The sequence below is a fragment of the Solitalea canadensis DSM 3403 genome, assembly GCF_000242635.2.
In the GTDB taxonomy this organism is placed as follows: domain Bacteria; phylum Bacteroidota; class Bacteroidia; order Sphingobacteriales; family Sphingobacteriaceae; genus Solitalea; species Solitalea canadensis.
The window spans coordinates 2,721,412-2,733,644 of the sequence record NC_017770.1; the positions used below are offsets into that span (position 1 = coordinate 2,721,412).

Here is a 12,233-nt window from a genome sequence, read left to right on the forward strand (position 1 = left end):
ACCGATAATAGCCAATTTATTAATACCAATTCCATTTTACACTCCGTTTCGTTAAGCACCTCAAAAAATGATAACTTTCTCAGGATTCCAAACGACAACCATCTATGTCCAAAATAACATCTCTGCCCATTGCAGATAAAGGATTAAGTGAACCTGAGGTTATTATTTCTAGAAAAAAACACGGCAGCAATGACTCTAACCATGAAGAATCAGGGGGATTTTTACATGCATTAAAAGACGCGGTACTGGAGCCTATGTTCCTTATTTTAGTTGCCGCATCTATATTATATTTTGTGATGGGAGAAATGCAGGAAGGTTTTTTCCTGTTAGGTGCCATTGTACTTGTTGCCACAATCTCCATCTGGCAAGACTCAAAAAGTCGAAAAGCCTTAGATGCCTTAAAGAAACTCACCTCACCCCAATCAAAGGTTATCCGCGACGGAAAGCTTCAGCCTATCGCAACAGAAGATATAGTAGTAGACGACTTACTAATTGCTGAAGAAGGTGATATGGTTGCAGCTGATGGGAGAATTATTCACTCCAACGATTTTTCGGTTAATGAATCTATTTTAACAGGAGAATCATTTTCATTACAAAAAAATAGCGATACAGATAATAATGAACTTTTCCAGGGAAGTACCGTTGTATCGGGCTTGGCTATTTTAAGAGTTACGGCAGTAGGAAGTAATACGCAGTTAGGGAAAATCGGTAAATCACTTGCCGAGATTAAACCTGAGGCCACTCCTTTACAATTACAGATCAGAAATTTTGTAAAGAAAATGGCCATTGGGGGCATAATTGTATTTCTGTTGGTGTGGCTTATCAATTTTCTGAACGGATTAAGCTTACCCGAAAGTTTATTAAAAGGCCTTACGCTGGCCATGTCAATACTGCCTGAAGAAATTCCTGTTGCCTTTACCACCTTTATGGCCCTAGGTGCCTGGCGCTTAAGCAATATGGGCATTGTGGTTAAACAAACCCAAACTGTTGAAAGCTTAGGATCTGCTACCGTTATATGTACCGATAAAACAGGAACGATTACAGAAAACCGAATGGAATTGTCCCGGATTTATGCCATTACCAATCACCATGTTTATTTGCCTGAACAATTTAATACCCTCGAAGCTGAAAAAGTAATAGAAATAGCCATGTGGGCAAGCGAGCCGATTCCTTTCGACCCAATGGAAAAATCATTACATGCAGCTTATGGGAATGTGACTTCTGTAGATAAACGAAGTGCTTTCAGTATGTACCATGAATATCCGCTGTCTGGAAAACCGCCCATGATGACGCATATCTTTGAGGATGCAGAGAAACATCGGATCATTGCCGCAAAAGGAGCTGTTGAAGGTGTGTTACCGTCATGCGATCTTTCTCCGGATGAAATCCAAAAGGTTCTTCGAATAGCACGTGGATTAGCGGCTCAGGGATATCGTGTACTGGCAGTTGCTGAAGCTTCGTTTGAGGGTGATAATTTTCCGCAGCAACAACAGGCGTTTAAGTTTAATTTTATAGGGTTGGTGGCATTTTTTGATCCGCCGAAAGAAAATATTGAGCAAACATTTGAGGGCTTCTATAAGGCGGGTATTAAGGTTAAAATCATTACAGGTGATAATGCCGAAACGACAGGTGCCATTGCTCGATTAGCAGGTTTTCAGGGTATTGAAAATTCGTTAAATGGAAAAGAGCTGATGGATTTAAGTGATGAAGAACTTCGTGAACGTGTAAAAACCACTAATCTTTTTACCAGAATGTTTCCGGAAGCGAAGCTTCGCATCATTAACGCTTTAAAGTCCAATGGAGAAATTGTAGCAATGACCGGAGATGGAGTAAATGACGGTCCGGCCTTAAAGGCTGCTCACATTGGTATTGCAATGGGAAAACGAGGTTCCGAAATTGCTAAGAATGCATCCTCGCTCATTTTAACCAATGACGATTTGGGTAGCATGGTTAACGCAGTTGCTATGGGACGTAAAATCTATAGTAACCTCAAAAAAGCCATCCAATACATTATTTCCATTCATATACCTATCATCCTTACTGTTGCCCTTCCCTTATTTTTGGGCTGGTTGTACCCCAATATCTTTAGTCCGATACACGTTATTTTTATGGAGTTGGTAATGGGACCAACCTGTTCTGTCATATATGAGAATGAACCTATTGAGAAAAACTTAATGGTTTCAAAGCCAAGAAATATGACGGAAACATTTTTATCCTTTAAGGAACTAAACATTAGCATATTTCAGGGACTGGCAATAACATTGGGCTGTTTGTATCTGTATCAGTTCAGTGTTGCAAATGGTTTCAGTGAGAATTTAACACGTACATTGGTTTTCGTAACTCTGATCCTGTCTAACGTGTTTCTGACGTTGGCAAATCGTTCCTTCTATTATTCATTTATTTACACACTTCGTTATAAGAATAATCTTATCCCTGTAATAATAGGAGTTACAGTTCTGGCCTTAATTGCCATGGTGCAAATTCCGTTTTTATTGAATCTTTTTGCATTCGAAAAACCAGAATGGATATTATTGTTAAGATGTGTTATTGTGGCTGCTGCATCAATTATTCCGTTTGAGGCTTATAAGCTCGTTAAAAGGATACAGGCAAGATGAGATAGCACTCAAAGACGCAAAGTCTTTTCAAAAGATTTCTTGCAAGTCTACATAATCCTTAGCGGCTTTGCGAGATAATCTTAATTCATCAAAAAATAATTCTTGGCACCTTTGCGGCTTTGCGAGATATGTACTAACTTAAGTTATCAATCAATTTAACTTTATACTATGTCTCTCCAAACTCTTAATGAAGTTTTAGGCGATAATGCCGAATTTTTGTTAAATCATCAGCCCAAAGTTTCAAAGGAAACGCTGCACTTGCCCGGACCTGATTTTGTTGACCGAATGTTTAGTGGAAGTAACCGATCGAACCAGGTATTAAGAAATATTCAAACACTTTATGGGCACGGAAGATTAGCCGATACTGGCTACTTATCTATTTTACCAGTCGATCAGGGAATTGAACACACTGCAGGGGCGTCTTTTGCTCCAAACCCGATTTATTTTGATCCGGAAAACATTGTAAAGCTGGCCATTGAAAGTGGTTGTAATGCAGTTGCTTCCACATTTGGAGTTTTAGCTTCCGTTTCAAGGAAATATGCACACAAAATTCCTTTCCTAGTAAAGATCAATCACAATGAATTGCTTACTTATCCGAACAAATTCGATCAGATTTTATTTGGAAGTGTAGAAGACGCGTGGAACATGGGAGCTGTTGCCGTTGGTGCTACTATTTACTTTGGCTCTGAAGAATCATCACGTCAGATCATTGAAATTGCCGCAGCATTTGAACGTGCACATGAATTGGGAATGGCTACCGTATTATGGTGCTATGCCCGAAACAATGCCTTCAAAAAAGATGGAGTTGACTACCATGTTTCGGCTGATATTACCTCACAAGCTAACCACTTAGGTGTAACCATCCAGGCTGATATCATTAAACAAAAGTTACCTGAAAACAACGGTGGTTTTACAGCAGTAAATTTTTCGAAGAGTAATCCTAAAATGTATTCCGAATTAAGTTCAGACCATCCGATCGACCTTTGTCGCTACCAGGTGCTTAACTGCTATTCAGGACGAATTGGATTGATTAACTCCGGCGGGGAATCCAAAGGAGCCAGCGACAAGGCTGAAGCCATTACAACTGCCATAATCAACAAAAGAGCAGGCGGACAAGGTTTAATTATGGGACGAAAAGCATTTCAACGCCCAATGAAGGAAGGTATTTCGTTATTAAATGCCGTGCAAGATGTCTACCTGTCAGAAGAGATTACGATAGCTTAATTGATTACGAGTTACGGATTGCGTGTTACGGATTATGAGTTGCGTGTTATGGGTTAATTGATTATTGATTATTGATTATTGATTATTGATTATTGATTGCGAATTATGTAGTGCATAAAAAACATATAATTTGAAAATTAATCAATTTCGCATAAACTGCTAACCCGAAACTCGCAACCCGAAACCCGAAACTCGTAACCCGTAACAAGTTAATCTATAACCCCATACAATACACCAATGCCACAACTGAAATAAATACCCACGTTAGGATACCTTGCAGTAAAGGCTTCAGACCTACATGTTTCAGGGCTTCTTTTGACAATCCGGTCCCTACAAGGAATAAGGTTCCGCTGAATCCTAATTTTGACACTTTTGAAATTTCTGTTGATATCTCATGCAATTGAGGTAAATAGGTACTTAACAACATGGCAACTATGTAACCTATAATAAAGTAAGGGATAGTAACCTTTTTCTTATCGCCACCGAACAAGTAAGAAAAAATAAGTGAAACCGGGATGATCCATAAAGCACGACAAAGCTTTACTGTTGTGGCAATCTGCAATGCTTCATTCCCATATTTTGATGCAGCTCCAACCACCGAACTGGTATCATGTATTGTAATGGCTGCCCAAAGACCAAATTGTTCTTGAGAGAGTTTAAAATAATGCCCTATGGCAGGAAAAATAAACAGAGCAACACAATTCAATAAAAAGACCACACCCAAAGCCATTGAAATTTGTTTAGAGTCGGCTTTAATTACCGGTGAAATGGCCGCTATGGCGCTGCCTCCGCAAATAGCAGTACCACTTGAAATCATTAAGGAAGTTTTCTTTTCAGTTTTAAAAAAACGCCCCAGAAGCAAACCTAAACTGATAGTTATAAAAATAGAAAATATGGTTACTACTAAACCACTTTCTCCTGCTTTGATCGCTTCATGAAAGTTCACACCAAATCCCAATCCAATAACAGAAAGCTTTAATAACTGATGCATTAATGAAGCTGTTTTTTCTTCAAAGGGATTACCAATAATATTTACGATTACTATTCCTGCTAATAGAGCGATAGAGGAATCAACAAAGGGAGTTACACAGACTAAACCACAACAAATGAAAATGATTTTTTTAAGACGTAAGGAAGATTTTTGCATTAAATTATTGATTGATTACAGTTGCGAAAGTAGAACCTTATCATAACTGCATCAAATCATCAATTACTATAACCCATTACTTAAAGTTATAATAATTCATTAAAAACCGCTGAAATCGCTCAGAAAGCCGATCTGTTTGACCTATCAACGTTATTAGTTGAAAACTTCTGGTTATTTGTAAATCTTTGACACCTATGTATTTAAACACTCCGTTCGCCAATTCCTGCTCAACGGTTAGTTTTGATAAAAAGGCAAAACAGGAAGAATGTGAGAGAAATGACTTTATACTTTCTGGACTGCCTAATTTCATGACAATGGAAAGATCTGAGGTTTTTACTTTCTTCTCTTCCAATGCATATTCGATCACTTCAAATGTTCCGGAACCCGGCTCCCGAACTACCAAAGGCAAGGATTTAAGATCGCTTATGCTTATTTCTTTTTGAGGAGCTTTCGTGTTATTACGATGGCATACAAGGATTAACTCATCTTTGAGCAATGTTCTATAATGAAGTTCCGTTCGGTGAGATACTCCTTCAACCACTCCTACATCTATTTCTCCTTTGATCAAAAGCTCTTCAATATATTGCGTATTACCACTCAACAGATTAATCTTTATATCCGGAAAACGCTCATGATAAGCAGCTAAAACCGGCGGTAAAACATACTGTGCTATTGTGGTACTGGCACCAACCCTAATTGACCCACTTACTTTCTCTTTCAATAAGCCTAGATCATAAGAAAGTTGTTTGTCAATCGCTAAAACCGATTTGCAATAATCGACCAATATTTTTCCACCATCAGTTAAATTGATCCTTGTGCCGGTTCGCTCAAATAACCTGAGCTCTAAAATCGACTCCAGTTCTTTAATGTGCTTGGTGACAGCAGGCTGCGTTATGAATAGTTCATGAGCCGCTTTGGTAAAGCTTAAATTACGGGCAACTGCATAAAAAACCTTGTATCTGAAATCGAGCATATTAAAAAATCAACCCTGAAAGTTTATAATTACTTCCCTGTTTCCTGCTTCATCCACTTGCCAATTAGTTTTAATGCTTTGGGAGAAATGGTTTCTTTGATAAAAGCATATTCGTCAACAGTACCTTTCTGAGCAGTCTGAAACAAGTGATTCAGGTTTTCCATGGCAGCAAATGTAACACGTTGATTGCCTCCTTTTTCTAAAGCGGATTGGATCGCAGATAAATTCGATTTATATTCTACCTGCAAATCCTTAGTACCATTTATAGCTAATACAGGACATTTAACTTTTTCAAGATAAGGTTTTGGATCGAATTTTACGAACTCTGAAAACCATGATGATTGCCAGATCTTTACGCGGCTATTTACAAACCCTTCAGAATAAGCCTGATTGCTTTTATCTGATTCAGGAATCTTTGTCCAGTAGTCTTCAAAAATGGTCTTAAGTTCATGAGCTTGAGCTATTGAGTCCTTATCCGAAAATATTACTGCAGAAGCCTTTCTGATCGTATTCTCTTCCGTTTTTATCCTACTCTCTTCTGCCCCACCGGCCTCCATAAGTATACGGGTTTGTGTCAACAAAACTTCCTTTCCTGTTGTTCCCGGACCAGCCAACAAAACAATAAAGGCAATTTCTTTATTATCAGCAGCAATCATTGAAGCAATATAACCTCCCTCACTGTGACCAATTAAACCAATTTTAGTAGCATCAACATCAGCACGACTTTTCAGGTAAGCAAAAGCAGCTCTCGCATCATCAGCAAAACCGTAAAGAGATGAAGTTGAAAAAGTCCCTGATGATTTTCCAAATCCGCGATCGTCATATCTTAATACCGCAAAACCCTGTTTGGTAAGGTAATCCGAAAGAACAAAAAATGGCTTATGTCCGGAAATGGTCTCATCACGATCTTGGGGACCGGAACCGGAAATTAAAACAACTGCCGGATATTTTCCTGATCCTTTAGGGCGAGTAAAAGAACCTGAGAAATCGATCTTATCTTTTTTATTTCTGAACACAATCTCCTCCTTATAATAAGGAAGTTCTTGTGCTTTATCTTGAGCATCTTCAGCCTTTAAAACAGCCTGAATTTCTTCTCTACCGAAGCTCAACTCTTTCACAAATCCCGATTGCATAAACTGACCGACAATAGTTTGGCGTGCAATATTATAGATTCCCTTGTAGGAAAAACCAATACGGTGTATTTTAATGGTAAGTGTATCCGTATTTAAGGTGATCTCATCAACCGGAATTCCAAACACTTTTTGGTCAGGACTATCCATGTTTGCCCTTAACTTATCATTCTCACGCGAGATATACAGATTTAATCGAAGCTGATTTCCGATATTAGCCACTCCATACCAACCACCTACGATATCAAGTGATTGGGATGATACTGATAATGAAGCAAATAATAATATAATTAGAGACGGTATTCTTTTAAGCATAGAAGTTTGGTAATTGGGCATAACTATTAACTATTTCAAACTCCTACTTTTTACTCATTTTGTAATGACCAATACCAGCTTCCTCAAAACGATCGCCTTCTATTACAAAGCCATGTTTTAAGTATAAACCAGTTGCAGATTCTTGTGAATGAAGGTAGATTTTCTTTCCATCAGCAGGAATATCCTCCAATACTTTCATTAGTAATGCAGAACCAACTCCACTTCCTCTAGCCTCCGGTAGAACAGCAAAACGTTGTAATTTATAGCCTTCATCGGTCACTATCCATCGTGCCGCTCCTACTGTTTTACCATCTAAATCTGCCAGGTAATGAGTAGCTCCTTCATCATCAAACTCGTCGTATTCAAGATCGGCAGGCACCTTTTGTTCATCAACAAATACTTTCCTTCTAATAGCAAAAACAGCATCAAGGTCGGTTCGAGAATGGGCTTGTTTAACTGTTATCATTTGAGAATCGCTTGTAATATTAAACGTCTAAAAATAGCCATTTAGAATATATCGACACAGTTTTTATCGATGTTTAGACATTAACTTTTTGTAAAAATTTTGCAATAACCGATTATAGGTTAATTATCAGCAGTGTAGAGTAATTAATTTAAGCATACTAATTGGTTGCTAGAATAATTATCGAACCGATCAATTAGTGTGGGCTACTAATGGGGAATTACTTTTCGGATAGCGTATTTAGAAAGCGAGCAGTTTCGATTTTACCTGAAACTGCTCGCTTTTTTTTATTTATTCTCTTAGTTATTTACGCTGAAGAGTTATTTTTACTTTGTTATTAGTTTTAGATACCACTTTAACATCATTTTGAGTTACATTTTGAGTATCATTAATAATCATATCCAAAATAATTTTATCACCTTCGTATCTCAGTTTAGCACCCGTGGGCCTTGCCTTAGGATTGTTACTACTCATAAAAATTGAACCTGATTCAAAATAAATAGAATCGGTCCCTATCATTTTAAATTTCGCTTCAGAACTTGCAAGCGGCATAGTTAAATCCACAGTCTCTTGCGTGGTGTCCACTAATTCACCATCAACATAGCCTTCTCCATACAACGTTGTTTTTATATGATATGAAATACCTCTTGCTACCACTCTTGCTCCTACAAAATTGATAGAACCACTGTTTTTATCGGATACATAAGCCATTTTTGCCACTGCTTTTTGCATAGCTCCCTCAACATTCATTTCATTTGAACTATACATATCAGCAGTTACACCAATAAACTTATACTCCCCTTCTAATGGAGTTGTGTCATCTTCGTCTTTGCTACAAGAAATCAGAGAAATAGAGAATAAGAATAGAATTAGGGTAGAGTAGAATTTCATTAAAATATTGCTAGTTAATTTTTGTGCAAATAAATAAAATGAAAGGAATATTTAAGCGAGATCAGATCTGTATTTTTTAACAATTATCTACAAAAAAGAAAACCGCCTCAAAAGGGCGGCTTCCTACCATTAATCAATAAACCTTATGGAAGATTCATTATCTTGATTCATCATTCACTCTCAAAACACTGAGAGCTCCTAATAACATACAAACTCCCGCAATTACAATAGCATAAATTGCCTGTCCATTGTATAAATGTTTTACAATAAATCCACCAAAAAAGCCATTTACTATTTGTGGAAAAGTAATGAAAAAATTAAAAATGCCCATATATACCCCCATTTTTTTTGCAGGTAGTGATCCGGACAAAATAGCGTAAGGCATTGCTAAAATACTTCCCCATGCAAATCCAACACCAATCATGGATATAATTAACAACTTAGGATCCTTAAATATAAAAATAGATAGTAATCCTAGCCCTCCGGTGATCAATGAAAATGCGTGTGTCTTTTTAAGCCCTATTCTTTTTGATATATATGGCAAACATAGTGCATATACAGCAGAAACACCATTATATACACTAAATAAAACACCTACCCAATTACTTGCATTAGCATAATCATCCGATTTGGTATCAGTAACAGGCAGATTATAAATATGCTGAGCTACAGCAGGTGTTGTAAATACCCACATTGAAAATAAAGCGAACCACGAGAAAAACTGAACTAAACCTAGTTGCTTCATGGCTTTGGGCATATTTGCAAAGTCTGTAAAAATATCAAAGAAACTTCCTTTTTCTTTTTCACTTTCATCCATTTCAAAGGAAGCACGTTCTTCAGGTGAATATTCTTTTGTGGAAATAATCGTCCAAATAATAGAAATCACTAGAATTGCTGCTCCTATATAAAACGACCATTTTACATTTTGTGGGATAATGCCTTGTGCATCCGTTTTAGCAAAGCCAAACCAATTGGAAAGAATATAAGGTAAAGCAGAACCTATAATGGCCCCTACTCCAATTAGGAATGTCTGAATGGAGAAACCAATGCTTCGCTGACTATTAGGTAGGTTGTCTGCAACTAAAGCTCTAAAAGGCTCCATGGCTACATTTATAGATGCATCCATGATCATCAAAAGCCCGGCACCTATCATAATTGGAGGCAAAACAGTAGCCAATGCAGGTGAATTAGGCATTAGTACTAAGGCCAAAGCCGTTAAAATGGCACCTACCAGAAAATAGGGACGTCTTCGTCCGAGTTTATTCCAGGTGTGATCACTGTAGTGTCCAATTATGGGCTGCACTATCATTCCTGTTAATGGTGCAGCTAACCAAAATAATGAAAGATGCTCTACATCAGCTCCAAATGTTTGTAAAATACGAGATGCATTTCCATTCTGCAGTGCAAATCCAAATTGAATGCCCAAAAAACCAAAACTCATATTGAAGATTTGCCAAAATGAAAGATGAGGTTTTTCTTTTACTATTTTAATATCTGTTAAACTCATATACTTGGTTGTTTTTATTGCTAGGTTAGCTAATAATATTCATAATTTCAGGTGCTACCCACTGACTATTAGCAGTATTATGGCTAATTACTAATAGCCGGTGGCTATTAGCTACAATTCTATTTTCAAAATCATACTATTTAAAAACGGCATTTTAACCGGTACTCCTTTGTTATTTTCCTCACTGATTAAATCAACGCCTTTTACTTTTACTTTATAACCCGAACCTAAAAGGTCTGTGAAGGTGTATTCTTTGTTTTCATCCAATTTCATCAACTGGAAAACATCTTTGCTGAATTTAATAACAGCATTCATATTTACCGACTGATCAAATGAATTGACCACCATTACACGTTCCTTGTCTGTAAATCGTAAATAGGAATAATTCAGGTAAGGATTATAACCGCTGCTTTTGCCGTTATCATTTGCCGATTGTAATTCGTAAAACTGACCTTCACGAATGGCTTTTTCATTGCTGCTAACATTTAATAATTTGCTGTAGAAAGCTCGTAATTTTTTCTGATCGGGGCTTAGGTTTCCACCATCAAACTTTCCGTTATTTACCCATTTCTGATGTTCCGGAACTCCCCAATAATCAAAAATAGTGGTTCGACCGTCTTCTCCTCCAAAGCCCTCTACACCTAACCCTGGCTCTCCTACTTCTTGTCCAAAGTAAATCATTACCGGACCGCTTGAGATGGTAGAGCTAATGGTCATCATCGGAATGCCTTTTTTAGCATCTCCGGCAAAACCCTTGCTTGCAATGCGTTGCTCGTCATGATTTTCCAGGAAGTTAAGCATATACGAGGTTATACCATTGATATCTTTTACTCTCGCCTGACTTATAGCCTCTACATTCGATTTATGCTGAATCACATATTTTAATGTATCATACAAACCTACCTTATCATATAAATAATCAAACTTCCCTTGTTCAATATATTTACGATAAACCTTAGGATCATAAGCCTCGCCAATAAATTTGATAGTAGGCTTAGTGGTTTTCACTTCGCTGATTGCATAATTCCAAAACTGAACCGGAACCATTTCGCACATATCGCACCTAAATCCGTCTACGCCTTTGGCCGTCCAATACAACAAAATATCCTTCATTTGTTTCCATGTATTGGGAACTGGATCAAAATGTTCAGCACGGTTATTCTGATAATCAACACCGTAGTTCAACTTTACTGTTTCAAACCAATCATTAATGGATGGAGTTGCAGAAAAGACATCATTTCCTGTTGCCTTAGCCGGAGTTTCATTAAACTTTCCGTCTTTTAACGAATGTTTAAAATCAGTGCCGCCGGCATTATAGCCATCAGGGACAATCAGTGATTGTCCAGGCAAATAATAAAAGTTATTATTAGGGTCGAACGCTTTCGATTTGTCATCCTTTTCTCCCAAATCAATAACTCCTGAAGGCTTTACATCCGAATAATAAGTGCGAGCTACATGATTTGGAACAAAATCGATAATCACTTTCATTCCTGCAGCATGAGTTCTGGCAATTAACGCCTCAAACTCCTTCATTCTATCGGCTGTATTTACAGCCAGATCGGGATTAACGTCATAATAATCTTTAATAGCATATGGTGATCCTGCGCGACCTTTTACCACGTCAGGATCGTCCATTTTTATTCCCTTTGCTGAGTAATCGGTCATTGTTGCTTGTTCGATCACTCCTGTGTACCAAACATGCGAAACACCCATCTTCCTCAATTCGGCAAGGGCCTTTGCTGAAATATCATTAAACTTACCTACACCATTTTCGTCTTTAGAACCGTAAAACTTATTGGTGGTATTGGTATTCCCAAACAAGCGCGTCATCATCTGATAAATGATCAGTTTATTATCAGTTATCTTTTCTGATGATGTATTTGCATTCATTGTTTGCGCATTTGTAAGTTGACTACCAAACACTGTAATAAGAACGGCAATTATAAACTTATACATTGCATCGATCTA

The 12,233-nt window shown here is 37.5% G+C and carries 9 protein-coding genes; 2 read left to right on the forward strand and 7 right to left on the reverse strand.

Going from position 1 to position 12,233, the window contains the following annotated elements; genetic code table 11:
* Window positions 1-104 precede the first annotated feature (104 nt).
* Together SOLCA_RS11295 and SOLCA_RS11300 are read left to right on the forward strand one after the other, a co-directional pair.
* Entirely contained in the window at window positions 105-2,615 is a 2,511-nt protein-coding gene (locus tag SOLCA_RS11295) for a cation-translocating P-type ATPase (RefSeq protein ID WP_014680579.1), read from the forward strand.
* A 168-nt stretch (window positions 2,616-2,783) separates the two neighbouring features.
* Window positions 2,784-3,839: a class I fructose-bisphosphate aldolase gene (locus SOLCA_RS11300; protein ID WP_014680580.1), complete on the forward strand. Its 1,056-nt coding sequence runs from the start codon at window positions 2,784-2,786 to the stop codon at window positions 3,837-3,839.
* Between the two features lie 214 nt (window positions 3,840-4,053).
* Here the strand turns inward: SOLCA_RS11300 and SOLCA_RS11305 are convergent, their stop codons facing one another.
* From SOLCA_RS11305 to SOLCA_RS11335, 7 genes are all read right to left on the reverse strand, one after another.
* The gene (locus SOLCA_RS11305; protein ID WP_014680581.1) at window positions 4,054-4,986 is read right to left on the reverse strand and encodes a YeiH family protein; all 933 of its coding nucleotides are present in this window, start codon (window positions 4,984-4,986) and stop codon (window positions 4,054-4,056) included.
* 76 nt (window positions 4,987-5,062) lie between these two features.
* Window positions 5,063-5,959, reverse strand: coding sequence for a LysR family transcriptional regulator (locus tag SOLCA_RS11310; RefSeq protein WP_014680582.1), 897 nt, complete (start codon window positions 5,957-5,959; stop codon window positions 5,063-5,065).
* Window positions 5,960-5,988: 29 nt separating this feature from the next.
* The gene (locus SOLCA_RS11315) at window positions 5,989-7,404 is read right to left on the reverse strand and encodes an alpha/beta hydrolase family protein (protein WP_042481163.1); all 1,416 of its coding nucleotides are present in this window, start codon (window positions 7,402-7,404) and stop codon (window positions 5,989-5,991) included.
* A 43-nt stretch (window positions 7,405-7,447) separates the two neighbouring features.
* Entirely contained in the window at window positions 7,448-7,870 is a 423-nt protein-coding gene (locus tag SOLCA_RS11320) for a GNAT family N-acetyltransferase (protein WP_014680584.1), read from the reverse strand.
* Between the two features lie 300 nt (window positions 7,871-8,170).
* A complete protein-coding gene (locus tag SOLCA_RS11325) occupies window positions 8,171-8,758 on the reverse strand; it encodes a hypothetical protein (protein WP_014680585.1) in 588 nt (195 codons plus the stop codon).
* 157 nt (window positions 8,759-8,915) lie between these two features.
* Window positions 8,916-10,265, reverse strand: coding sequence for an MFS transporter (locus tag SOLCA_RS11330; RefSeq protein ID WP_014680586.1), 1,350 nt, complete (start codon window positions 10,263-10,265; stop codon window positions 8,916-8,918).
* Between the two features lie 111 nt (window positions 10,266-10,376).
* Window positions 10,377-12,221: an alpha-amylase family protein gene (locus tag SOLCA_RS11335; protein ID WP_014680587.1), complete on the reverse strand. Its 1,845-nt coding sequence runs from the start codon at window positions 12,219-12,221 to the stop codon at window positions 10,377-10,379.
* Between the last annotated feature and the right edge of the window lie 12 nt (window positions 12,222-12,233).